This is a genomic window from Bradyrhizobium sp. AZCC 1588, from assembly GCF_036924735.1.
Classification (GTDB): domain Bacteria; phylum Pseudomonadota; class Alphaproteobacteria; order Rhizobiales; family Xanthobacteraceae; genus Bradyrhizobium.
Genome location: NZ_JAZHSC010000001.1, coordinates 1,447,313 through 1,471,455, shown reverse-complemented (window position 1 = coordinate 1,471,455; position 24,143 = coordinate 1,447,313). Strand labels below are relative to the sequence as shown.

At 63.2% G+C, this 24,143-nt stretch carries 24 protein-coding genes; 15 read left to right on the top strand and 9 right to left on the bottom strand.

The features are described from left to right. Positions 1-77: 77 nt before the first annotated feature. From V1277_RS06835 to V1277_RS06820, 4 genes are all read left to right on the top strand, one after another. Positions 78-941, top strand: a complete 864-nt coding sequence (locus V1277_RS06835; protein ID WP_334415540.1) for a helix-turn-helix domain-containing protein — start codon at positions 78-80, stop codon at positions 939-941. Further along, a complete protein-coding gene (locus tag V1277_RS06830; RefSeq protein WP_334415539.1) occupies positions 922-1,398 on the top strand; it encodes a nuclear transport factor 2 family protein in 477 nt (158 codons plus the stop codon). The genes V1277_RS06835 and V1277_RS06830 overlap by 20 nt, the downstream gene beginning before the upstream one ends. 81 nt (positions 1,399-1,479) lie before the next feature. After that, positions 1,480-2,097 (top strand): glutathione S-transferase family protein, encoded by a 618-nt coding sequence (locus V1277_RS06825; protein ID WP_334415538.1) that lies wholly within the window; start codon positions 1,480-1,482, stop codon positions 2,095-2,097. A 173-nt stretch (positions 2,098-2,270) separates the two neighbouring features. Continuing rightward, the gene (locus V1277_RS06820) at positions 2,271-3,542 is read left to right on the top strand and encodes an IS701 family transposase (protein WP_334415441.1); all 1,272 of its coding nucleotides are present in this window, start codon (positions 2,271-2,273) and stop codon (positions 3,540-3,542) included. A gap of 153 nt (positions 3,543-3,695) precedes the next feature. On the opposite strand, the gene V1277_RS06815 is transcribed toward V1277_RS06820, so the two are convergent. Continuing rightward, positions 3,696-4,616: a LysR family transcriptional regulator gene (locus V1277_RS06815; RefSeq protein WP_334415537.1), complete on the bottom strand. Its 921-nt coding sequence runs from the start codon at positions 4,614-4,616 to the stop codon at positions 3,696-3,698. A gap of 89 nt (positions 4,617-4,705) precedes the next feature. Here V1277_RS06815 and V1277_RS06810 point away from each other — a divergent pair, with 89 nt between their 5' ends. After that, complete coding sequence (locus V1277_RS06810) at positions 4,706-5,140, top strand: nuclear transport factor 2 family protein (RefSeq protein ID WP_334415536.1); 435 nt, start codon at positions 4,706-4,708, stop codon at positions 5,138-5,140. A gap of 190 nt (positions 5,141-5,330) precedes the next feature. On the opposite strand, the gene V1277_RS06805 is transcribed toward V1277_RS06810, so the two are convergent. The 3 genes from V1277_RS06805 to V1277_RS06795 form a co-directional block, all read right to left on the bottom strand. After that, positions 5,331-6,017, bottom strand: a complete 687-nt coding sequence (locus tag V1277_RS06805) for a glutathione S-transferase family protein (RefSeq protein ID WP_334415535.1) — start codon at positions 6,015-6,017, stop codon at positions 5,331-5,333. A 136-nt stretch (positions 6,018-6,153) separates the two neighbouring features. After that, positions 6,154-6,480 carry a hypothetical protein gene (locus V1277_RS06800; RefSeq protein ID WP_334415534.1) on the bottom strand — a complete coding sequence of 109 codons (327 nt, stop codon included), beginning with the start codon at positions 6,478-6,480 and terminating at the stop codon, positions 6,154-6,156. Between the two features lie 244 nt (positions 6,481-6,724). Next, a complete protein-coding gene (locus tag V1277_RS06795) occupies positions 6,725-7,858 on the bottom strand; it encodes a site-specific DNA-methyltransferase (RefSeq protein WP_334373623.1) in 1,134 nt (377 codons plus the stop codon). Positions 7,859-8,136: 278 nt separating this feature from the next. Between V1277_RS06795 and ypfJ the strand changes: the two genes are divergently transcribed. Together ypfJ and moaB are read left to right on the top strand one after the other, a co-directional pair. Then, a complete protein-coding gene (gene ypfJ, locus V1277_RS06790) occupies positions 8,137-9,072 on the top strand; it encodes a KPN_02809 family neutral zinc metallopeptidase (protein ID WP_334373624.1) in 936 nt (311 codons plus the stop codon). A 163-nt stretch (positions 9,073-9,235) separates the two neighbouring features. Further along, positions 9,236-9,799, top strand: coding sequence for a molybdenum cofactor biosynthesis protein B (moaB, locus tag V1277_RS06785; protein ID WP_334415533.1), 564 nt, complete (start codon positions 9,236-9,238; stop codon positions 9,797-9,799). A gap of 126 nt (positions 9,800-9,925) precedes the next feature. On the opposite strand, the gene V1277_RS06780 is transcribed toward moaB, so the two are convergent. Next, positions 9,926-10,846 carry a bifunctional helix-turn-helix transcriptional regulator/GNAT family N-acetyltransferase gene (locus V1277_RS06780; protein ID WP_334415532.1) on the bottom strand — a complete coding sequence of 307 codons (921 nt, stop codon included), beginning with the start codon at positions 10,844-10,846 and terminating at the stop codon, positions 9,926-9,928. A 155-nt stretch (positions 10,847-11,001) separates the two neighbouring features. Beyond that, the gene (locus tag V1277_RS06775; protein ID WP_334415531.1) at positions 11,002-11,574 is read right to left on the bottom strand and encodes a glycosyl transferase; all 573 of its coding nucleotides are present in this window, start codon (positions 11,572-11,574) and stop codon (positions 11,002-11,004) included. A gap of 190 nt (positions 11,575-11,764) precedes the next feature. Between V1277_RS06775 and V1277_RS06770 the strand changes: the two genes are divergently transcribed. The 5 genes from V1277_RS06770 to V1277_RS06750 all read left to right on the top strand — a co-directional run bounded on the left by V1277_RS06770 (position 11,765) and on the right by V1277_RS06750 (position 16,494). After that, a complete protein-coding gene (locus V1277_RS06770; RefSeq protein ID WP_334415530.1) occupies positions 11,765-12,925 on the top strand; it encodes a PA0069 family radical SAM protein in 1,161 nt (386 codons plus the stop codon). 48 nt (positions 12,926-12,973) lie between these two features. Beyond that, positions 12,974-13,423 carry a VOC family protein gene (locus tag V1277_RS06765; RefSeq protein WP_334415529.1) on the top strand — a complete coding sequence of 150 codons (450 nt, stop codon included), beginning with the start codon at positions 12,974-12,976 and terminating at the stop codon, positions 13,421-13,423. A 60-nt stretch (positions 13,424-13,483) separates the two neighbouring features. Next, positions 13,484-14,059: a GNAT family N-acetyltransferase gene (locus tag V1277_RS06760; RefSeq protein WP_334415528.1), complete on the top strand. Its 576-nt coding sequence runs from the start codon at positions 13,484-13,486 to the stop codon at positions 14,057-14,059. Between the two features lie 60 nt (positions 14,060-14,119). After that, positions 14,120-14,911 (top strand): ribonuclease HII, encoded by a 792-nt coding sequence (locus V1277_RS06755; protein ID WP_334415527.1) that lies wholly within the window; start codon positions 14,120-14,122, stop codon positions 14,909-14,911. A gap of 77 nt (positions 14,912-14,988) precedes the next feature. Further along, positions 14,989-16,494, top strand: coding sequence for a glycosyltransferase family 39 protein (locus tag V1277_RS06750; protein ID WP_334415526.1), 1,506 nt, complete (start codon positions 14,989-14,991; stop codon positions 16,492-16,494). Positions 16,495-16,622: 128 nt separating this feature from the next. Here the strand turns inward: V1277_RS06750 and V1277_RS06745 are convergent, their stop codons facing one another. Beyond that, a complete protein-coding gene (locus tag V1277_RS06745; RefSeq protein WP_334420299.1) occupies positions 16,623-17,444 on the bottom strand; it encodes a uracil-DNA glycosylase in 822 nt (273 codons plus the stop codon). A gap of 133 nt (positions 17,445-17,577) precedes the next feature. On the opposite strand from V1277_RS06745, the gene V1277_RS06740 reads away from it, so the two are divergent. The 3 genes from V1277_RS06740 (at position 17,578) to V1277_RS06730 (ending at position 22,194) form a co-directional block, all read left to right on the top strand. Next, positions 17,578-19,236 carry an electron transfer flavoprotein-ubiquinone oxidoreductase gene (locus V1277_RS06740; RefSeq protein WP_334415525.1) on the top strand — a complete coding sequence of 553 codons (1,659 nt, stop codon included), beginning with the start codon at positions 17,578-17,580 and terminating at the stop codon, positions 19,234-19,236. A gap of 264 nt (positions 19,237-19,500) precedes the next feature. After that, positions 19,501-21,282, top strand: a complete 1,782-nt coding sequence (locus V1277_RS06735) for a tetratricopeptide repeat protein (protein WP_334415524.1) — start codon at positions 19,501-19,503, stop codon at positions 21,280-21,282. Between the two features lie 27 nt (positions 21,283-21,309). Next, entirely contained in the window at positions 21,310-22,194 is an 885-nt protein-coding gene (locus tag V1277_RS06730; RefSeq protein ID WP_334415523.1) for a 4-(cytidine 5'-diphospho)-2-C-methyl-D-erythritol kinase, read from the top strand. Between the two features lie 126 nt (positions 22,195-22,320). Here the strand turns inward: V1277_RS06730 and V1277_RS06725 are convergent, their stop codons facing one another. Next, positions 22,321-22,950: a LysE family translocator gene (locus V1277_RS06725; RefSeq protein WP_334415522.1), complete on the bottom strand. Its 630-nt coding sequence runs from the start codon at positions 22,948-22,950 to the stop codon at positions 22,321-22,323. A 104-nt stretch (positions 22,951-23,054) separates the two neighbouring features. Next, entirely contained in the window at positions 23,055-24,065 is a 1,011-nt protein-coding gene (locus V1277_RS06720; RefSeq protein WP_334415521.1) for a polyprenyl synthetase family protein, read from the bottom strand. Positions 24,066-24,143: the final 78 nt, after the last annotated feature.

Sequence of the window (24,143 nt, the reverse complement as noted above, 5' to 3'; positions counted from 1 at the left end):
CTCTGCAAGCAATTGCCGGGCTGGTCACTTACATCCAAGGTAATTGCCGTTCTGAAGCGATGGTCTAGATTGCCAGTATGAGTGCTCCAGAGACTAACGCGCACGAAATCCCGGCTGGGCATTTCAGCAGCCTGTTGAAGCATTGGCGAAGCGTTCGCCGGCTGACCCAGATCGAACTGGCGGCCGATGCAAACGTGTCCGCCCGGCATCTGTGCTTTCTAGAGACCGGCCGCTCGCAGCCGAGCCGCGAGATGGTGCAGTTGCTCGGCAGCGCGCTCGACCTGCCGCTCGAGGAGCGCAATGCCCTGCACGTCGCCGCGGGTTTCGTGCCGCCTTTCGGCGACAAAGGGCTGGCGGCCGAAAATCTGCAGCCGGTGCGGCAGGCGCTGGACTTCATTCTGCGACAGCAGGAGCCCTATCCGGGTATCGTGATCGACGGGCACTGGGACGTTCGCATCCGCAATCAGGCCTCAGCGCGCCTGCTCAAGCCATTTCGCGATTCATACGAGATGGAAAACTCCCTTGCGGACAATGCCATGCACGTCGTTTTTCATCCGAAGGGCCTGCGGCAGTTCATGGTGAACTGGGACGAGTTCGCGCGGCAGTTGATCCAGATCCTGCATCGCGACGTCGCGCAAGGCAGCCGGGCCGCGGCGCAACTGCTTGATGAAATCATGGCCTATCCCGGCCTGTCGGAGGCCGAATGGCGGCTGCCGCGTCATCCGCAGGCGGCATCACCGGTCATGACGATGCAGCTCGCCAAGGGCGAATATCGCCTGGCCTTCTTTTCTACGTTTACGACGCTGGCAATGCCGACGGACGCGGCGCTGCAACAGATCAAGATCGAATGCTTCTTCCCGGCTGATAATGCCACCGCCGAGAAGGCGCGCCAGATGGCCCTTCAAACTCCGGGAGATCGAGATGCAACATGCCCTGCGTGATCATCAATCGACTGCTGTGATGGACGAACTGCGTGCGTTGAACGCCCGCTTCATCCACAACTTCGTCACCTGCGACGTGCCTTCGCACGACGCCATTCTGCATCCCTGCTTCATCAATATCTGGCCGACAGGCCAGCGATGGGATCGTGCGACCTATCTCAAATATTGGGCGACGGCCTTTGACCCCAAGGTCATCGTCTATTGGGACGTCCGCGATGAGCTCATCACGGTGGTCGGAGATGTCGCGCTCGTGCGTTCCACCAACAAGCACACCCGCCGCCGCGATGGCAATGAAGTGACCGGCATGACCACGTACACCGACACATATCTGTTCGAGAATGGCGCGTGGAAATGCATTCAGGCCCAGCTCACGGCGGTGGCGCCCGAGCATTATCCGGCTGACGATACGATCGTCAGCGTTTATGTCGAGGGCAAGCTTCAGGCGCGGGCGAGTTGAACCACAAAGGAAGCTCCACCCACTGGGGATAGACGGCGGACGGACGTGCGGTTAACCTCGGCCAACCTCGTGAGGATCAGCATGTTCAAGCTCTACTACGCCCCCGGTACCTGCGCACTCGCATCGCATATCGCCCTCGAAGAGGCCGGCGCCGCCTACACGGCAGAGCGGCTCGACTTCAAGAACAGCCAGCAGACCACCCCGCAATATCTTGCCATCAACCCGAAGGGCCGCGTGCCCGCGCTGGTGACGGACCGCGGCACCCTGACCGAGACACCCGCGATCCTCGCCTACATTGCGCAGAGCTTTCCGCAGGCGAAGCTGGTGCCCGCTGATCCCTTCGCGTTCGCGGAGGCGCAGTCCTTCAACAGCTATCTCTGCTCCACGCTGCACGTGTCGCATGCCCACAAGATGCGTGGCTATCGCTGGGCGGCCGAGGAGTCCTCGCTTGCCGATATGAAGCGCAAGGTGCCGGAGACCATGGCCGCCGGCTTTGCGCTGATCGAGCGCGACATGGTGAGGGGGCCGTGGGTGATGGGCGAGCAGTACACGATCTGCGACCCCTATCTGTATACCATCGCCGGCTGGCTGGAGGGCGATGGCGTCGATCTATCCAAGCTGCCGAAGGTCGTCGCGCATCGCAAGCGGATGGAAGAGCGGCCAGCGGTGCAGACGGTGCTGGCGGAGGAGAAGGCATGATTTCGTAGGGTGGGCAAAGGCGCTCTTGCGCCGTGCCCACCATGTATCCTCAAATTCCACGTGAATGGTGGGCACGTCGCTGCGCTCCTTTGCCCTACTGAGTCAGAGGGTCGCGGGCGATCGACTAGAAGAATCAGATAATTGCGAGATTCAAGCTCAGCGTGGAGGCTAAGATGAATCTCGATATCCGGTTTGCGTCCTATGTTGAGGAACTTGCGAGCGCGATGGGTCAGGCGGATCGGGCTCGACCGCTGCGCGACTACTGCACCGGGCTGATCCTGCCGGGCGAGCGCAAGAGCGTAGAGCCGATGGCGGCGCGGACCGATCCAGCGCGTGTCTCTGCGCAACACCAGTCGTTGCTGCACTTTGTCGGTGCTGGCGGTTGGTCGGACGAGAAGGTGCTGGCCAAGATCAGCGAACTGGTGGTTCCGGCAATCACGAAGCACGGGCCGATCGAGGCCTGGATCATCGATGACACCGGCATCCCGAAGAAGGGCCGACATTCGGTTGGGGTGAAGCCGCAGTATTGCGGGCAGCTTGGCAAGGAAGCCAATTGCCAAGTGGCAGTGTCGCTGTCGATTGCGAACCACTTTGCCAGCTTGCCGGTCGGGTATCGGCTCTATTTGCCGAAAGAGTGGGCCGAGGATCGCGCGCGTCGGGATCGGGCCGGGGTGCCTGAGGACATCCGCTTCAAGACCAAACAGCAGATTGCGCTCGAGTTGATCCAACGGGCGCACGCGGCAGGCCTTCCGCTGGGAGTGCTGTTGATGGACCTCGACTACGGCCGTGACTCGCGATTGCGCACGAGCGTGTCTGCCCTGGGATTGAGCTATGTGGCGGGCATTCAGCCGAACGTGTTGATGTGGGCGCCTGGCACCGGTCCGAAGCGGCCCGACAAATCGCTCAACAATAACGGCCGACGCAATGAGCCCGATCTGATCTCGGCCCAAGAAGTGGTGCGTGCTCTACCTGAGCACGCCTGGCGCACGATCCGCTGGCGCGAAGGCTCGGCCGATTGGCTGTCCTCGCGCTTTGCACGGGTGCGCGTACGCGTCGGCTACAATGGTGCAATCCCCGGGCAGGTCGCAGAGGAGTGGCTGCTGATCGAGTGGCCGGAGGGCGAAACAAAGCTCAGCAAATACAAATACTGGCTCTCCACACTGCCGGCAGAGATCAGCTTCCGCCAGCTCGTCGATATCACCAAGATGCGCTGGCGGATCGAGCGCGACTATCAGGAACTCAAGCAGGAGGTCGGGCTTGGGCACTACGAAGGGCGCGGATGGCGTGGCTTCCATCATCACGCAACGCTCTGCATCGCGGCCTATGGGTTCCTGGTCTCCGAGCGAGCCGCGATTCCCCCCTCAGGACCTCGTTCCCCCGCGCTGCTCTCGACGCCTGCATTACCCGACGGTTATCGACCCCGCGGATCCGCCCTTGCGGCCTGAACGCCACATTCCAAACTCGATCGCGACCATGCGTGCACGCTTGATCAAAGCGCTTACAAAGTGGCTCCCGCGATGCCCCTGTTGCGGAGCCCGTGCCGCTCGATATGTCAGAAAGCGCTCGTGACGCAGTAGGATTTGCCCGCCCTACGCAGGCTACGCACCCTTTTTCGCGCGCTCCATCTCACGGCCGATGCCGAGCATGATGTTGCGCAGCCAAATTGAGCCGGGGTCCATCTGGGCGCGGGTCGGATAGAACATGTACTGCTCGTCGATCCCGGGATCGAGCGGCGGCGCGACGGCCGAAAGCGACAATTGCTTCGACAGCGCACCGATCAGCCGGCGCGGCACGAAGGCGACGAGATCGGTGCGCGCGGCGACGTGCAGCGCCTCGAGATAGCCGGGCACGACCAGCGCGATCCGCCGCTCGATGCCCTTGGGGCGCAACCACATGTCGATCAGGTCCTCACTCTGGCCGCGGATCACGACCGCGACATGGCGCGCGTCGAGAAAGTTTTCGATCCGCTTCAGCCGCGCGCCGGCGGGATGGCCGCGCCGGACGGCAAGCGCGTCGCTATCGGTGTAGAGCCGTTGCCGATGAAATCCGGTGAAGGCGTTGCCGATCGAGATCACGAGATCGATGGTGCGGGCGAACTCCGCGGTGAAGATTGCCGGTCCCCGCCACGGCACCACGTCGATCCGGACGTTGGGCGCTATCTTCGTGATCTTCTCCATCAAGGGCGGCATCAGAAGCTCGACCGCCAGGTCCGGCATCATCAGGCGAAACTGGCGCTCGCTTCGTGCGGCGTCGAACTCGTCGGCGATGAACAGCGAGCGCACCTGGTCGAGCGCCTGCGCCAGCGGCGCGCGCAGGGCTTGCGCCCGCGGCGTCAATTCCATGCGCGCGCCGGTTCGAACCAGCAGTGGATCGCCGATCAGGTCGCGCAGCCGCTGCAGCGCGTGGCTCGCCGCCGGCTGCGACAGCCCGATCCGCATCGCGGCGCGGCTGACGCTGGTTTCCCTCAAGAGCGCGTCAAGCGCCACCAGTAGATTGAGGTCAAGCGAATTCAAATTCATGGAATGAATATATATCATATTCTCTATTGATTGGAAGAATGCCGCGCGGCGCGCGATGATCTCGACATCGGATCAAAGGAGAAGACGCCATGAGCGCAGCAGCGAACAAGAAACTGGTGCAGCAGGTCTATACGGATTCCGCCAACCGGAGCGGGACGACATTTCTCGATAACCTTGCCGAAGACGCAACCTGGATCGTTACAGGTCAGTATTCGTGGTCGCACGAATTCAGGGGGCGCGATGCGATCAATAACGGCCTGATGGGCCATTTGCGCTCACGCCTCGCTACCGCACGCCCGCGCACGGTGGCCTTCAACTTCATCGCGGAAGGCGATTACGTTGTCGTCGAAGCGCGGGGCGACAACGTCACCAAGGACGGCGTCCGCTACGACAATCAATATTGCATGGTCTGGCGCATCGAGGACGGCAAGATCAAGGAGATCAAGGAATACTGCGACTCCGCGCTGGTCGAGCGTGTGCTCGGGCCGTTCCCGGCAGAGCGGAAGTTGGCGGCCGCGGTTTGAGGCAAAGAGTAGTCTGGCGCGGAGAATGTCTCGGACGCGCCGATAGTTTGTAGGGTGGGCAAAGCGAAGCGTGCCCACCATGTCAGCCCGAGCAAGGATGGTGGGCACGGCGCAAGCGCGCCTTTGCCCACCCTACGAAAGACACAAAAACGGCGCCCGCGAGGGCGCCGTTCCATCTGTTGTGCTACGCTCAAGCGGCCTTCACCGACAGGTGCTTGAACATGTTGCTGCGGGCCTCGTCGTCCATCTCGGCCTTGAACTTGAAATTATCCTTCAGCGCGATCGCCTTGGCCGCTGCCGGACGTGCCGAGATCTCGTCGACCAGCCGTTTGACGTTGGGATACTTTGCGGCCGCTTCTTCGCCGAGAACGAAGGGCATCATGCGTGCCCAGCCCCACACATCCATGTCTACGATGGTGTAGGTGTCGCCGACCATGTAGCGACGCTTGGCCAGATGATCGTTGAGAATGCCGAAATGTCGCTGCGCCTCGAACTGGTAGCGGTTGTGGGCGTAGTCGATCTTCTCCGGCGCAAAATGCTTGAAGTGGACGGCCTGGCCGGAGAACGGCCCGACGCCGGTGGCGACGAACATCAGCCATGACAGCAGTTCACCGCGGTTGGCTGGCGTGTTCGCGGGCAGAAACTTGCCGGTCTTTTCCGCGAGATAGAGCAGGATGGCGTTGCTGTCGAACACGGTGACGCCGTCGTCGTCGATGGCGGGCACCTTGGCATTCGGATTGATGGCGAGATATTCCGGCTTGAACTGGTCGCCCTTGCGGGTGTCGACGGCGACCGGCTCAAAGGCGATGCCGGCTTCCTCCAGGAAGAGAGCGACCTTGGTCGGATTGGGCGATCCGTTGAAATAGTATTTGAGCATTTGGAATTCTCCCCATTGCTTTCTTGCAGCAAGGCTTGTTGCGGACTTTGGCCACGGCGGCAATGCCACCGGGTGGCACGTCCATGCTCAAATTTCTCCGGGATGCGCAAGCGACGAATTCGTGAAAAGCGGACGCTTACGATATGAACAGGCCGACGATACCGGCGACCGCAAGGACAGCGCCGGAAGCAATCATCGTCGTGGCAAAGCGGACTTCCGAATGCAGAGCGGTACGTTGTCCCGCGCGTTCTGATCCTCGTGCATAGCCGTGGACGATGATCTGCTCGCTGAAAGTGCCGCTGGCGTCGAGAATGTCGGTCAGACCTGCGCAGGCGACCAGAATGCCGAGGATGATCAGCCCAGCCGGACCCAGCAGGCTCAGCAGCAGCATCGGGAATAGGCCGATCAGGAAGATCGGCAGCAGCGGCAGCACAATGAAGGACTCGGAGCCTCGTGTGCGCATAGGAGTATCTCTAAATAGGAAAATGAATGCAGCTCGTATACCTTCAAATAAGGGCGAAAAGGCGCAACGCTACCTGCAAGCATGGCACGGCTGCCATGCCGGCCCATCACGCCGGCTGCGCAGGAGGTGGGCAAGCCGAATTTTGAGCCATGTCGGCCCGCAGACCGTACGCACGTTGTGGTGCTTTGGCCCGGCCATGCCATGGGCCGAGCCCCCGGGGGCGCCTCTGTGGTGAGGTGAACCCTTAACCCGCCGCCATTTCGGAGCGGATTTCGGCGCGCAGCTCGTCGATCAGCCTGAGGCCGTTCTTGGTCTCGACATGCCAGAAGGTCCAGCCGTTGCAGGCGCCGGAGCCCTGGGCGACCGCGCCGATGCGGTGGATCGAGCCGACCTTGTCACCGAGCATGATGGCGCCGTCGGCGCGGACCAGCGCGCCGTGGCGCTTCTTGGAGTCGACCAGTTTGGTGCCGGGCGGAATCATGCCGCGCTCGATCAGTTCGGAGAATGCCACGCGCGGGGCGTCGCGCGCCGTCATGAACGGCGCCAGCGTCGCCTCGGGCAGCGGTTCGATCGCTGCGATGCGTTCTTCGGCTGCAGCCGCATAGGTCTTATCGCGCTCGAAGCCGATGTAACGGCGGCCGAGACGTTTTGCCACGGCGCCTGTCGTGCCGGTGCCGTTGAAAGGGTCGATCACGAGATCGCCGGGCTTTGACGACGACAGCAGCACGCGCGCCAGCAAGCCCTCGGGCTTCTGGGTCGGGTGCACCTTCTTGCCGTCGGCGCCCTTGAGGCGCTCCTCGCCGGTGCAAAGCGGGATCAGCCAGTCGGAACGCGCCTGCACGTCCTCGTTGGCGGCCTTCAGTGCCTCATAGTTGAACGTATAGCCCTTGGCCTTCTCGTCACGCGCGGCCCAGATCATGGTCTCATGGGCGTTGGTGAAGCGGCGGCCGCGGAAATTCGGCATCGGGTTGGTCTTGCGCCAGACGATGTCGTTGAGAACCCAGAAGCCGAGGTCCTGCATGATCGCACCGACGCGGAAAATGTTGTGGTAGGAGCCGATCACCCACAGCGTCGCCGACGGTTTCATGACGCGGCGGCAAGCGAGCAGCCAGGCGCGGGTGAAATCATCGTAAGCGGCGAAGGATGAAAACTTGTCCCAGTCGTCGTTGACGGCATCGACATGGGATTCATCGGGGCGTTTCAGATCGCCCTTGAGCTGCAGGTTGTACGGGGGATCTGCGAACACCAGATCGACCGAACCGGCCGGAAGCTTCGACATCTCGGCGACGCAATCGCCGACGACGATACGCACGCTTGAATCAAACTCAAATTTAGTGCGGGGCGCCCTTGCAGACGCCCCGCGACGCGACACAACCATGACTCAACTACTCTGACTCAGGCGACGCTGTCGGCGACGCGGGACTAAACAACCGACTGGCGATACATTGACCCTGCAAAGTAAAAATCGACTTAACCAAGAAAGTTATCGACGCAGAATGCGAAGAGAGATCATCGGCAACATTACCAGCAGAGATTGCGGCGGCTCGCGCACTAGGCAATTTTTGCCGGGCGGGCTATTGATTAACGGAATGGAAATTTTACGTGATTGCCGCGTTGAATATTCGGGCCGACAGCCGGGGATGAGGAAATAGCGCCATGCGTTACGATGATTTCCGCCGCAGCGACGACATCGAAGACCGTCGCGACCAGGGCGGCGGCGGAATGGGTGGCGGCGGCGGCTTTGGCCTGCCGATGGGCGGCGGCGGGCTCGGCATCGGCACCATCATCGTGCTCGGCCTCGTCGGCTACGCCTTCGGCATCGATCCACGCATCCTGATCGGCGGCGCCGAAATCCTGACCGGCGGCGGTCAGGCGCCGACCTACCAGACCGATCGCCGGTCGGGACCGGCCAAGACCGGTGCGCCGAAGGATGAAGTCGGCAGCATGATCGCCGGCATCCTCGGAGAGATCGACGACCGCTGGAGCGAGATATTCCAGTCCAGCGGCCAGAATTACACCGGCCCGCGCATCGTGCTGTTTCGCAATGCCACCAATGGCGGACGCTGCGGCATGGCGCAGTCGGCGATGGGGCCGTTCTACTGCCCGCCGGACAAGCAGATCTTCCTCGACACCAGTTTCTTCCGCGAAGTAGAGACGCGCTTCCGCGGCTGTTCGGGCAGTGCCTGCAAGTTCACGGCCGCCTACATTATCGCGCATGAAGCGGGACACCACATCCAAAACCTGCTCGGCATCCTGCCGCGCGTGCAGCGGTTGCAGCAGCAGGCCGGCAGCAAGGCGGAAGCCAATGCGCTGCAGGTCAAGGTCGAACTGCAGGCGGATTGTCTTTCCGGCGTCTGGGTCAATCGCGAAGAGAAGAAGCGTCCGGGCTTCATCGAGCCCGGCGATATCGATGCGGCTCTGAAGACGGCAACCGCGATCGGCGACGACACGCTGCAGCGGCAGTCGACGGGCAGGGTGGTGCCCGACAGCTTCACCCACGGCTCGGCAGCGCAGCGCAAGCAGTGGTTCATGACCGGCTACCAGAAGGGCACGGTGCAGGCCTGCAACACGTTTGCGGCGGGAGCGTTGTGATGGTCTCGTGCCCCGGATGCTGCGCAGCGCGTCCGGGATCGCGCCTCGCGCGACTCCGGCGGTGCGCTGCTGATCCGGGGCCCATGTCAGTCGGAAAAGAATAGGTCCCGGCTCTGCGGCGCGTCGCTACGCGCCGCAGAGCCGGGACACGGAGAAAGCGCAAATGTCCTCCATCGACGAAACCAAACAATTCGTGCCGCTCAACATCGCGGTGTTGACGATCTCGGATACCCGCTCGCTGGCGGACGATAAATCCGGCACCACGCTGGCCGACCGGCTGACGGCCGCCGGCCATCATCTTGCCGCGCGCGAGATCATCGTCGACGACGTCGACGCGATCCGCGTCGTCATCAAGCGCTGGATCGCCGATCCTGGTGTCGATGCGATCATCACCACCGGCGGCACCGGCTTCACCGGCCGCGACGTGACGCCGGAGGCGGTCGAGCCGCTGTTCGAAAAGCGGATGGATGGTTTTTCCATCGCCTTCCACATGCTGAGCCATGCCAAGATCGGCACGTCGACGGTGCAGAGCCGTGCCACCGCCGGCGTGGCGGGGGCGACTTTCATCTTCTGCCTGCCGGGATCGCCGGGCGCTTGCCGCGATGCATGGGATGGCATCCTCGCCGCCCAGCTCGACTACCGCACGCGCCCGTGCAATTTCGTCGAGATCATGCCGCGGCTGGACGAGCATTTGCGGCGGCCTAAAGCCCAAGGCGCTTCAGCCTGACCAGCAACGCCCATAACGCACGCCACATGTTGTGCCAGGCCTCGACGCGCAATTGACGTGCGCGCTTGACATGGAAGTCGATGAGTTCTGGCGTCACGCGCCGCGGACAATCGCGACGCGCGGGCTTCACAGGTCCAGCTCCCAGGTTTCGCCGACGAGATCGACGCCAAAGCTATGGTGCGGCTCTTCCTTGACGCGACGGAAGCCCGCAGCTTGATAGATGCCTCGCGCGGCAACAAGGATGCTTTGCGTCCACAGCGTCATTTTCTTGTAGCCTTTCTCGCGCGCTGCGCGGACGCATTGCTCGACGAGCGCGCGGCCGACGCCGAGGCCGCGCGCCTTTTTCTCCACTAGCAACAGCCGCAGCTTTGCGACGTCATCACTGCCCTTCACCAGAAAGATCGAGCCGAGCGGCTCGCCGCCTGCTTCCGCAATCCAGCAATGCTCCCGCGAAGCGTCATAGGTCTTGATGAATTGCGCGCAGATCTCGGCGACCAGTGCCTCGTAGCTGATGTCCCAGCCATACTCCTCGGCATAGGCCTTTGCCTGGCTCGAGATCACCCAGCCGATGTCGCCGGGTCGATGGCTGCGCAAGAGAAAAGCGGCTGGCTTCTCCGTGGGCCGTTCCAGTGCCCGCTCGATCGTCGTCATCGCCTGCACGACAGCGGCGCGCTGACTGTCTTCGAGCGAAGCGAGCAGGCTTCCGACCTCCTCGCGCGAGCGGCGCTCGAGCTCGGCAGAGGCGGCGCGGCCTTTGGCGGTCAGCGAGAGTTCATTGACGCGGCCGTCGTCCTTTGACGGCTTTCGCGTCACGATCTGGCGGCGCTGCAGCGCCTGCAAGGTCCGGCTCAGGAAGCCGGGATCGAGCCCGAGGTCGCGGGTGAGGTCGGTGGCGGTGCAGGCCGGGCGATGCGCGATCTCGTAGATGATGCGCGCTTCCTGCAGCGTGAAGGGGCTGTGTAGCAGCTTCGGCTCGATGATCCCGAGCTTGCGCGTATAGAAACGGTTGAAGGCGCGAACGGCCGCGACTTCTTGGTCGGAATTCATCTGGGACCTCGGGCACCTCTCGATATTTGCCATTGTCAAAGAGATATTTGATTTTGGCAAGTATATTTTCATCAGGGAGGCGCCCGGCTCGTGCCGCTTCTACTTTGCATGGGGTTGTTTTCGATATTTTGTGTCCGGGCCTGCGGTGTATCGCTTTAGGCGACGACCGTGATCCGGCTGCGCAACTGGGTGCGCGCGGAGCGGCCGAGTTGGCGCAGCAGCCGCGTCTCGGAGCGGCGGGCGTCCGGCCGGTAGCCGCCAAGCCGCTCATAATGATCGCGGGCGATCAGGAGCCCCTGTTCCGCCGATGGCCCGGCGAGCATGCGGGCGACGAATTTGAAGCCGTCGCGCAGCCGCGTCTCGGCATAGGGCGAGCGGGCATAGCGAAATACTCCGGCACGCGGCCGTCCGCTGTTCGATACGTTCTGGATGAACTGCGTGGTCTCTTCGATCCAGCCGCTGTCGAGCACCGCGCCGGCATGCAGGAACATCAGCCATGGCGAGCGGGCCGCCCGCGCGCCGGCGGCCAATGCCGCGGCGCGTGTCCCTTCAAACCTCAGAAAGCGGCAACCGGCCACGTCTGCCACCCGTTCGATCACGCCATTGCCGGCCCGGTCGACCAGCAGCACCTCGCGGATGACGCCGGCTGCGGCTCCCGGCACCAGCGCCGCTAGCGTGGCGACGGCGGGCTGTTCTATTCCTTCGGTCGGGATGATCACGCTCAACATGAGTGAGGTTTTCGATGGCTCAAACGGTGAAAAACGCTGCACAGTTATCATCTTGTCATAATCAAAACAGCCATTTGCATGCAGATTTTTGCAGCATCGGGCGCTGGCTCCGTCGCCGATGTCTGCGCTTCCTGTGAGTTGTTGCCGAAGATGTTCTTGATTTGTTCCCGGTGCGTGCTATGTTCGCTTCATGAGCCGAGCATCCTCTCATGCCCTCAAGCACCCGCCGGTCACGGCGCCCTCCGAGCCGGCGGGTGCGACACCTTTTCCCGACATCGCGGTCGCCATCGAACGCCAGCGGCGGCGAGGCCGCGGCGCGCAGTCCAACGACAGCGGCCGGTTCGAAGCCGAGGCGCGGGTCGCCTTCGACGATGGCTGGCAGAGTCTGGACGACCTGCCGCCGTTCAAGACCACGGTATCGCTCGATACCTCGCGCAAGGTCATTACCCGCAACGACTCGCCCGACATCGGTTTCGACCGCTCGATCAATCCGTACCGCGGCTGCGAGCACGGTTGCGTCTACTGCTTCGCGCGGCCGACCCACGCCTTTCTCGGCCTGTCGCCCGGGCTCGATTTCGAATCCAAATTGCTCGCCAAGCCGGACGCGCCGGAATTGCTCGAGAAGGAGCTGGCGGCACCCGGCTACGAGCCGCGAATGATCGCGATCGGCACCAACACCGATCCCTATCAGCCGATCGAGCGCGAGCACAAAATCATGCGCGGCATTCTCGAAGTCCTCGATCGGGCCGGTCATCCAGTCGGCATCGTCACCAAATCGGCGCTGGTGACGCGCGACATCGATATTCTGCAGCGAATGGCGAAGCGCAATTTGGCAAAGGTCGCGATTTCCGTGACCACGCTCGATCCCAAGCTCGCCCGCACGATGGAGCCGCGCGCCTCGACGCCGCCGAAGCGGTTGGAAGCGCTGCGGCAATTGTCGCAGGCCGGCATCCCCGCCACCGTGATGGTCGCACCCGTTATTCCCGCGCTGAACGATTCCGAGATCGAACGCATTCTCGATGCCGCGGCTCACGCCGGCGTCAAGGAAGCGAGCTACGTGCTGCTGCGGCTGCCGCTCGAGGTTCGCGACCTCTTTCGCGAATGGCTGATGGCGAATTATCCCGACCGTTACCGTCACGTCTTCACCCTGATCCGCGACATGCGTGGCGGGCGCGACTACGACTCGCAATGGGGTACGCGGATGAAGGGCACCGGCCCGATGGCCTGGATGATCGGGCGGCGGTTCGAAATCGCCTGCGAGAAGCTCGGCCTCAACAAGCGGCGTTCGAAACTGACGACCGATCATTTCGTCAAGCCGAAGCGGAACGGACAGCAGTTGAGTTTGTTCTGATCGTCATTGCGACCGTTGGCTCCTCGCAATGACGGGGAGGAGACTCACATGAGTACAAGCAAGCCAGTCCCCCGGTTCACGGTCATCACGCTCGGCGTCAGCGACATGCGCGCCAGCATCGCCTTTTATGAGGCGCTCGGCTTTGCCCGAAAAATGCACGCAACCGGTGAGGCCGTCGCTTTCTTCGACACCGGCGGCACGGTAATCGCGCTGTTCCCGTGGGATCAACTCGCAGGCGATGCCAAGCTGCCGGATCAGCCGCGGCCGAAATCCTTTCGCGGCACGACGCTCGCCTGGAATTGCAGCTCGACCAAGGAGGTGGACGCTGCGCTCGATTTCGCCGTCTCCTGCGGCGCGTCGCTGTTGAAGCCCGCGCACAAGACCGAATATGGCGGCTATTCCGGCTATTTCGGCGATCCCGACAATCACGTTTGGGAAGTCGTGGTGGCGCCCGGCATCGAGGTCGGCGAGGACCGGCAGGTGCATCTGCCGGATTAAACGCGCGACGTTGCGGCAGCGCCACTTCTCTCTGCCGGTGAATTGCCGTATTGCGGTTTGATGCACCAGCAGCCCGCGCCAGCGTCGGAAGAGCAGCCGCTCGTCATTCTGACAACGCCGCGCCTGATTCTGCGCGCTGCGGCTGAAAAGGACATACCGGTCCTGCAGGATCTGATTCTTGGCGATAGCGATGTGATGCGCTTTGCATTTGCCGGAGCGCCGATGGCAAGGGACGCTGCCGAGGATTTCATTCGGCGATTCTTCACCTTCGGTGGCAGCCCCACGGGGATGGCGGTTCTGGCCGAAAAGCCTGCGGGTGAAATCATCGGCTTTGCCGGCTTGTCCCCATGCGACGCGTTGGGAACTGACGATTTTGAGATTGGCTTCGTCCTTGCGCGCCGGGCATGGGGCAGGGGGATCGCAACCGAAATCGGGAGGGCGCAGCTCGCCTTCGGGTTCGACCACCTCAAATGCAGCAGATTACTTGGACTGGTCGATCCGAAAAATGCGCCATCCATTCATGCCCTCGAGAAGCTCGGAATGCGTCACCGGCAGACGATTGCAGAGCCCAAGCGCGGCAGCCGGAGCGTTTATGTGATTGAGGCCGGGGAGTGGCGACGAGGTCACGCTGAATAATGGGAATTGTGCCGGGTTCCCGGTTGCGCGCCGCCGCGCGCTGGCGCACGAATCCCGGCCATGATTCGGGACAAGTCCACCAAGAAATCTGACGGGAAATCAGCCAGGAAAGCCGGCAAGGAAGAGGCCGAGCTGCTCAAGGGCGTGATCACGCTTGCCCCGCCGAGCTTTCGCCGCGAGCGGGCGCTGATCAAGCGCGGCGTCTGGCCCGTCGCCGGCTGCGACGAGGCCGGGCGCGGTCCGCTGGCGGGTCCGGTGGTAGCGGCCGCGGTCATCCTCGATCCCAAGCGAATCCCCAAAGGCATCGACGATTCCAAGCGGCTGACGCCCGAACGCCGCGAGGAACTGTTCGAGGAGATCTGCGCCACCTCGTCCTTTTCGGTCGCCTTTGCCTCGCCCGCGCGGATCGACCGCGACAATATCTTGCGCGCTTCGCTCTGGGCGCTGGCGCGCTCCGTGCGCGCGCTGCCCGAAATGCCGAAGCATGTGTTCGTCGACGGCCGCGACAGGATCGATGCGCCCTGCGACTGTGACGCCGTGATCGGCGGCGACGGCATCGTCATGTCGATTGCAGCGGCCTCGATCATCGCCAAGGTGACGCGCGACCGCCTGATGAGCGCATTGGCGCTGGATTGCCCGGGCTACGGCTTCGAGACCCACAAGGGCTACGCGGTGCCGGAACACCGCGAGGCGCTGGACCGGCTCGGCCCGAGCATCCATCACCGCCGGTTTTTTGCACCCGTCATTGCCGCGCGGCTGAAACATTTCCCCGAGATAGTTGAAGAGTCGGTCGAACCCGACCTCTTCACCGTGGATGAAGAGATTACTTCCGATATCTCGGTCACGATCTGAGATCGGTTGCCTCGACGGCTCCTGCGCTCTATCAACCGTCGGGGGCAGGGCTGCCCGGCCCGGCATTCGGACGTTTCATGCGCTTCACCTCGCTCGTTGTCGAACTGATCCGCGCCCGGCCGCGGCTGGTGGTCTGGCTCGTTGTGTTGGTCCAGGCCGCAATTTGGCTAATCCTGCCGATGCTGCTGTACCGCAGCCCGCCTGGTGATCTTGCGACCGTGCTGGCCTTCGGCCGGGAATACCAGGTCGGAACATGGCTCGGTCCGCCGTTGGCGCTCTGGCTCGCCGACATCGCGTTTCGCGCCGCCGGCAACCATATGTTCGGCGTCTATCTTTTGGCGCAGGTCTGCGCCGTCGTCACTTTCTGGATCTACTATCAACTGGGCCGCGCGATTGTCGGCGGGCAGCAGGCGGTGCTCGCGGTGCTGCTGTCGATGACGGTGGTGGCCTTCAGCTCGCCCGGCGTCGAGTTCGGCCCGCTGGTGCTGGCGCGCCCGCTATGGGCGCTGCTTTTGCTGCACTCCTGGCAATTGATCGGCCAGAACCGGCGCAACGCCTGGTTCGCCTGGTCGATCGAGGCCGGGCTTTTGCTGCTGACGACGCCGGCCGCGCTCGGATTGCTGCTGCTGCTCGCCGGATTTGCCGTTGCCACCGCGCGGGGGCGGCGCGTGCTGATGTCGCTCGATCCGCTCTATGCGCTGCTCGTGATCGCCGTCCTGGTCTTGCCCTATCTGATCTGGTTGCTCCGCGCCGATGCGCTCGCGATGCCGCCGTGGCCCGCGATCTCCGATCTTGGCGGGCGCATCCTGCAATGGGGCTGGCTGCTCGTTGGCCTCGTGCTCGCAATGTCTGCTATCGTGCTGCTGGCGATCCTCAACTCCGGCCGGTTCGCCCGCCATGCCGGGGAGGCGCCGATCATCTACCGGCCGCCGGTCGATCCGCTGGCGCGCGACTTCGTCTATTTCTTTGCGCTTGCGCCGGCGCTGCTCGGAAGCCTGATCGCGGGCATCTTCAACCTCGATCATGTCGTCGGCGGGGAGGGCGTCACCTTGTTGATGTCGGGGCTCGCCGTAATCGTTGCCAGCGGCGATCTGATCCATCTGCGGCGCCAGCGCCTGTTGCGGACGGCATGGGCGGCGGCGGTCGTCGCGCCTGCCTTGGTGACGATTGCGGCCACGCTGTTTTTGCCGTGGACCGCGAACGAAGTGCCGACCTCGCTGCCGGCAAAGGCGATCGCGCATTTCTTCGGCGACAGCTTCGAGCGCCGGACCAACCAGCGCCTGCGCGCGGTGGCCGGCGATCCGCAATTGGCAAGCTTCATCGCCATGAGCAGCGGACGTCCGCATCTGTTGCTTGATGCCACGCCGGAGCGAACCCCATGGCTGTCGGTCGCGAAATTCAACGAGACCGGCGGCGTTGTGATCTGGCGCGCCTCCGACACCTCGGGCGCGCCACCGCCCGATATCGCGCAACGCTTTCCCGGCCTGGTGCCGGAAGTGCCGCGCGCGTTCGAATGGATGGTGAACGGCCGTCAGCCATTGCTGCGGATCGGCTGGGCGATCGTGCGGCCGAAGGCGCCGTAGCGTTTCTGCGGTGCATCGCCGAGGCGCCGCGCCGGATCTGTAGGGTGGGCAAAAGCGAAGCGTGCCCAACATCACGAGCACGGACAGGATGGTGGGCACGGCGCGTTCGCGCCTTTACCCACCCTGTCCTACGAAGCCTGCAGCGCCTTTGCGATCGCGCGCAGGTCCTGCCAGGACATCCGCTTGTAGGACGGAGAGCGCAACAAATAGGCCGGGTGGAACGTCGCCATGGCGCGGATGGTGCGGGTGCCGGTGTCGTAGTCGAACCATCTGCCGCGGGTCTTCATGATGCCATCGCGGGTCGACAGCAGCGTTTGCGTCGAAGGGTTGCCGAGCGTCACCAGTATGTCGGGGTTCACGAGTTCGATCTGCCGCTGGATGAACGGCAGGCAGATTTGCGTCTCCTGCGGCGTTGGCGTTCGGTTGCCGGGCGGCCGCCAGGGAATCACGTTGGCGATGTAGGCCTTGCTGCGATCTAGTCCGATTGCCGCGATCATCCGGTCCAGCAACTTGCCGGAACGTCCGACGAAGGGCAGGCCCTCGATGTCTTCGTCGCGTCCGGGTGCTTCGCCGACGAACATGATGCGCGCCTGCGGGTTGCCGTCAGCAAACACCAGCCGCGTCGCGGTGTTTCGGAGCGCGCAGCCCTCGAAAGTCTCCAGGAGGGCACGCAGCGCTTCCAGCGTCGGCGCCGTTCGCGCCGCTTCGCGCGCGAGAGCGATGGCGGCTTCCGGCGCGGGCGCTATTTCGCTGCGCGGAACTGCCGGCATCGCGGCGGGCATTTCCCTGACGGGGCTGGGTGGCGCAGTCTCACGGACAGCGATGGAGGCAGCAGGGGTGTCGGCCTCGGTCAGCCGATCGACTGGTTCCTCCATCAACGCGCAATCGACCCCGGCCTCCAGATAAAAAGCCAGCAATTGCCTGACATTAGGTGTGGGTTCGGGGATCAAATCCATGATGCCAATCTAATATGGATCGAGCCGGCGTGAAACGCCTCGCATTGCATTTCCATGGTTGTCCTCCCCGCAAAAATCGGAAACAACGAGCCTTTAGAGCCGTTCTCAATTGGGCTGAGATCAGATCATGAGTGCAGAAGAACTTCCTCCCCGCGAATCCATGGAATTCGACGTCGTGATCGTCGGCGCCGGGCCGTCTGGCCTCGCTGCGGCGATCCGGCTGAAGCAGCTCAATGCCGATCTCAGCATCGTCGTGGTGGAGAAGGGTTCCGAAGTCGGCGCGCACATCCTGTCGGGCGCGGTGATCGATCCGGTGTCGCTCGACAAGCTGATTCCGGATTGGCGTGAGGACGCCGATTGCCCGCTCAAAACCCAGGTCAAGGACGACCGCTTCTACTGGACCACCGCGACCAGCGCGATCCGGCTGCCAAACTTCGCAATGCCGCCGCTGATGAACAATCATCACTGCTATATCGGCTCGCTCGGCAATGTCTGCCGCTGGCTGGCGCCGAGGGCCGAGGCGCTCGGCGTCGAAATCTATCCCGGCTTTGCCGCGGCCGAGGTGCTGTATGACGATAACGGTGCAGTGCGTGGCATCGCCACCGGCGACATGGGCATCGCCAGGGACGGCAGCCACAAGGATTCCTACACCCGCGGCATGGAACTGCTCGGCAAATACACCCTGTTCGCCGAAGGTGCGCGCGGCAGCCTGAGCAAAGAACTGATCGCGAAATTCTCGCTCGACGCGAAAAGCGAGCCGCCGAAATTCGGCATCGGGTTGAAGGAAGTCTGGGAGATCGATCCCGCCAAGCACCAGAAGGGCCTGATCCAGCATTCGTTCGGCTGGCCGCTCAACAATAAAACCGGCGGCGGCTCGTTCCTCTATCATTACGACGACAACAAGGTAGCGGTCGGTTTCGTCGTGCATCTCAATTACGACGATCCGTATCTCTCGCCATTCGACGAATTCCAGCGCTTCAAGACGCATCCCGCCATCCGCCCCGTGTTCGAAGGCGGCAAGCGTATCTCCTACGGCGCGCGCGCCATCACCGAGGGCGGCTATCAGTCGGTGCCGCGGCTGAGTTTCCCGGGCGGCGCGCTGATCGGCTGCGCGGCGGGCTTCGTCAACGTGCCGCGCATCAAGGGCGTGCACAACGCGATGGGTAGCGGCATGCTCGCGGCGGAACACGTTGCGGCGGCGCTCGGCGCCGGCCGCGCCAATGACGAACTGGTGGAGTACGAAAACGCCTGGCGCGATTCCGCCGTAGGTCGAGACCTGCACCGGGTCCGCAACGTCAAGCCGCTATGGTCGAAATTCGGCACCATCATCGGCGTGGCGCTGGGCGGCTTCGACATGTGGTGCAACACGCTGGGCTTCTCGCTGTTCGGAACCCAGTCGCACGCCAAGTCTGACCGCAAGACGCTGGATCCGGCCAAGGCGCATGCGCCGATCGCCTATCCCAAGCCGGATGGCAAGCTCACCTTCGACAAGCTGTCCTCGGTGTTCCTCTCCAACACCAACCATGAGGAGGATCAGCCGGTTCATCTCAAGGTCGCCGACATGAACCTGCAGAAGACGTCCGAGCACGATGTCTATGCCGGTCCGTCGAACCGCTATTGCCCGGCCGGCGTCTATGAATGGGTCGAGGAGGCCTCGGGTCCGCGCTTCCAGATCAACGCCCAGAACTGCGTCCACTGCAAAACCTGTGACGTGAAGGACCCGAACGGCAATATCAACTGGGTTCCGCCGGAAGGCGGCGGCGGGCCCAATTACCAGGGCATGTAAGAGGCCGTATAGACCACGATTGCGTGAGCTGGAGGAGGGTGATACCGCCTCCGGCCACGATACCGCCACAGTAAAAGCGTTTCCGGGTTGGGCTGGCTAAATCGGAGCCCTAAGGGCCTATCTGCCAATCGATTCGCCAACCCGTATCCTTGCGGTTGAAGGCCAAAAGCGGCATTGTTGCTGCCTGAGATGCCGCCGCTTGGGTTTGCATTCGAGACCGATCGTAACGATCCCGCCATACATCCTGGAGCTAGGCGAACTGTGATGCTTTCCACTCGTATGAATCGTTGGACCATCGCCGCAATTACTGTTGCCAGCCTGGCCGCGCCTGGCGTGGCCTGGGCGCAGACGCCCGAACATACGGCCGACAACGCCGCGCAATTCCCCACCAAATCCGATCTGAAGTCGCTGACGACGGCAGGCAGCTATCTCGCCGCGCGCCATGCCAGCGTCGAGCGCGATGCGGCCTCGGCTGCGGCATTCTATCGCTCCGCGCTGCGCACCGATCCGAAGAACAACGAACTCCTGGATCGCGCCTTCATCTCTTCGCTCGCCGATGGCGACATCGATGAAGCGGTCAAGCTCGCCGATCGCATCCTGACGATGGACAAGGCGAACCGCGTCGCGCGGCTGGTGGTCGGCGTCCGCGACCTCAAGCAGAAGAAATATGCGGCCGCGCAGCTCAACATCAACCAGTCGATCCGCGGACCGATCACCGACCTGGTGGCGACGCTGCTGTCGGGATGGGCGAGCTACGGCGCGGGCGATGCCAAGACCGCGGTTGCCAATATCGACAAGCTGACCGGCCCCGAATGGTATCCGATCTTCAAGGATCTCCACACCGGCATGATCCTGGAGATCTCGGGCAAGGACAAGGACGCCGGCACGCGGTTCGAGCGCGCCCACAAACTCGACGATTCGATGCTGCGTGTATCCGACGCCTATGCGCGCTGGCTGTCGCGCAACAAGGATGGCGCGGCGGCGGCCGGCATCTACGAAGCGTTCGACAAGAAATTGCCGCGGCATCCGCTGGTGCAGGAAGGCCTGCGCGAGACCCGGGCCGGCAAGAAGATGTCGGCGCTGGTCGATTCGGCGCAGGCCGGCGCGGCCGAGGCGCTGTACGGCATCGGCGCCACGCTGACCCGCCGCGGCGGCGAGGACCTGGCGCTGGTCTATCTGCAGCTCGCGCTCTATCTGCAGCCCAATCATCCGCTGGCGCTGTTGTCGCTCGCCGATCTCTACGAGTCCGTGAAGAAGCCGCAGATGGCGATCAAGGTCTACGAGCGCATGCCGGCCAGTTCGCCGCTCAAGCGCAACGCGCAGATCCAGCTCGCCACCAATCTCGACGCCGCCGACCGCAGTGAAGAGGCGATCAAGATCCTGAAGGGCGTCACCGCGGAGGCGCCGAAGGACATCGAAGCCATCATGGCGCTCGGCAACATCGAGCGCGGCCGCAAGAAGTTCAACGATTGCGCCAATACCTATACGCTCGCGATCGACGCGATGCCCGGCGTGACGGACAAGAACACCTGGGTCACTTATTACTATCGCGGCATTTGCGAGGAACGTTCCAAGCAGTGGAGCAAGGCCGAGGCCGACATGCGCAAGGCGCTCGAGCTGCAGCCCGAGCAACCGCATGTCCTGAACTATCTCGGCTATTCCTGGATCGACCAGGGCATCAACCTCGACGAAGGCATGAAGATGATCCGGCGCGCCGTCGACCAGCGCCCCGATGACGGCTACATCGTGGATTCGCTGGGCTGGGCGTTTTACCGGATCGGCAATTTTGAAGACGCGGTAAAGCATCTCGAGCGTGCGATCGACCTCAAGCCGGAGGATCCGACCATCAATGACCATCTCGGCGACGCCTATTGGCGCGTCGGGCGGACGCTGGAAGCCAAATTCCAGTGGGCCCATGCCCGCGACCTCAAGCCCGAGGCGGAGGAATTGCCGAAGATCGAAGCCAAGATTGCCAACGGCCTGCCCGAAGACACTTCCTCTGCGGCTTCCGCCGACAAGAAGAAAGAAGACGGCAGGGGTGGCTGAGGCAAGGACTTTGGGGGCTGTTCGGCAATGCCACTGTTGAATGACAAGGCGCGCGCCAAGGTCAACCTGACCTTGCGGGTGAATGGCCGCCGTGCCGACGGCTACCATGATCTCGAAAGCGTGGTGGCGTTCGCCGACTGCGCCGACCGGCTGACGCTGACGCCGGGTTCGGATCTGGATTTGAAGATGTCGGGACCGCTGGCGCAGGCCTGCGGCGAGACCTCGGACAACCTGGTGCTCAAGGCCGCGCGCCTCTTGGCCGAGCGCGTATCGGACATGAAAGCCGGCAGCTTTACGCTCGACAAGGTCTTGCCGGTCGCGGCCGGAATCGGCGGCGGTTCGGCCGATGCCGCGGCGGCGCTGCGGTTGCTTGCGCAGTTGAACGGGCTCGCGCTCGACGATCCCCGCATCGTCGAGGTCGCGCAACTGACCGGCGCTGACGTGCCGGTCTGCGTCAACTCACGCGGCTGCGTCATGACCGGCGTCGGCGAAACGCTGCAGCCGCTCAGTCTGCCGAAGATGCCGTGCGTGATGGTCAACCCCGGCGTTGCCGTCGCGACCCGCGACGTTTTCAATGCGCTTGGCCTGCGCAACGGTGAGCTGCTGGTCGGCGTCACCGACGTCCTGCTGCGGGACCGCTGGCCCGACGAGAAGGCATCGCTGGAAGATTGGGTCGAAGCGCTCGCCGCCAGCTCCAACGATCTGGAAGCGCCCGCCATGCGTGTTCAGCCCGTGATCGGCGAGGTCATCGCAGCGCTCAACGCGACCAACGGCGCCTGGCTGGCACGGATGTCCGGCTCCGGCGCCACCTGCTTTGCGATCTACGAGAACACCGTCGAAGCCGGACGCGCGGCAGAGCAGATCCGGCGCAATCACCCCGGATGGTGGGTGCATGCGGGAACGCTGAGTTAGAGATTCCCTTGTAGGATGGGTGGAGCCAACGGGTCCGGCCTTCGGCCGCCCGATGATAAACTCCGCGATACCCATCAGCCGGCGCGAATGGCATGAATTGATGGGTATCGCTTCGCTCAACCCATCCTACGAATTGGGCCGCCGTGCCAGCGCCAGCGAAATGCCGAGGCCCGCGATGAACAGCCCCGAGCCCTGTCGCAATCGTTGAAGCACATTCGGCCTGTGCGTGAGACTACCGCGCGCCGTCGCGGCCATCATCACCACGATGATATCGACAAGCGTGTTCAGCGCGACCGAGATCAGGCCCAGCGCCATGAACTGGAGCGCCGGATAGCTGCCGGCCGGGTCGAGGAATTGCGGAATGAAGGCCAGGAAAAAGGCCGCGGTCTTCGGGTTCAAGGCTTCGACCAGCACACCTTCCCGAAACGCCCGTTGTGTACCGACCGCGATGGCTTGCTGCGGCAGCAGATCGCGCGCCTCGCGAAATGTCTTGATGCCGAGCCACACGAGATAGATTGCGCCGGCGAATTTGAGCGCGGTGAACAGCTCCGCGCTGGCCAGGATGAGCGCCGAGACGCCAAGCCCGCCCGCGATCACGTGCACGAGCCCGCCGAGCGCAGTCCCGAATGTCGAAGCGATACCGGCGCTCTTGCCGCCCGACAGCGTCCGTGCGGCGACGTAGAAGATGCCGGGACCGGGGGCGGCGGCGATGACGAGTGCGGCCAAGAGGAATAGCGTGAAATTGGTGCTGTTCAATGCGATGTCTCTTGTAGGATGGGTAGAGCGAAGCGAAACCCATCGATTGTCGCCAATGGGGTAAATTGATGGGTATCGCTTCGCTCAACCCATCCTACAGACGGCTAATGCGATCTCGCCAGGCAGAACGCCACGACCTGTTCGAGTGCGGTTTTCATCGGCGAGGCTGGGAATAGCGCGAGCGCGTCGACGGCCATTGCGCCGTAATGCTGGGCGCGGCTGATCGTGTCCTCCAGCGCGCGGTGCTTGGTCATTAAGCCGATGGCGTGATCGAGATCGCTGTGGCCGATCTCGCCACGCTCCAATGCCTTGATCCAGAATTGCCGCTCGCTGTCATTGCCGCGGCGGAACGCCAGCACCACCGGCAGCGTGATCTTGCCTTCGCGGAAATCGTCGCCGATGTTCTTGCCGAGTTTCGCGGCCTTGCCGCCATAGTCCAGCACGTCGTCGACGAGCTGGAATGCGATGCCGAGATTCATGCCGACCGAGCGGCATGCGGTCTGCTCGGCCTTCGGCCGGTTGGCGATCACGGGTCCGACTTCGCAGGCGGCGGCGAACAATTCGGCGGTCTTGCCCCTGATCACGGCGAGGTATTCGTCCTCGGTGGTCGCGGTGTTCTTGGCCGCCGCAAGCTGCATCACTTCGCCTTCGGCGATGGTGGCCGCGGCCGCGGAGAGAATGTCGAGCGCACGCAGCGAACCGACCTCGACCATCATGCGAAAGGCCTGGCCGAGCAGGAAGTCGCCGACCAGCACGCTGGCTTCATTGCCCCACAGCATCCGCGCCGACAGCTTGCCGCGGCGCAGCTCGCTCTCGTCGACCACGTCGTCATGCAAGAGCGTCGCGGTGTGCATGAATTCGACGGACGCTGCGAGCTTGATGTGACCATCGCCGGAATAGCCGGCGAGGCCCGCCATTGCCAGCGTCAGCATCGGGCGCAGACGTTTGCCGCCGGATGAGATCAGGTGGTTGGCGACTTCCGGAATCATGGTGACTTCCGATCCCGTGCGCGACAGGATCGTGGCGTTGACCCGCTCCATGTCGGCGGCGACCAGCCCGACCAGCGCATCTATCGAAGCGTTCGACGGGCTTTCGAAGGGTACAATAACCGCCACACGGGTCTCCAATTTTGGCCAATTCGCACTATCCTTATTCTACAATAGAAAGGGCCGGCAATCGCGGCAAGGGCACGT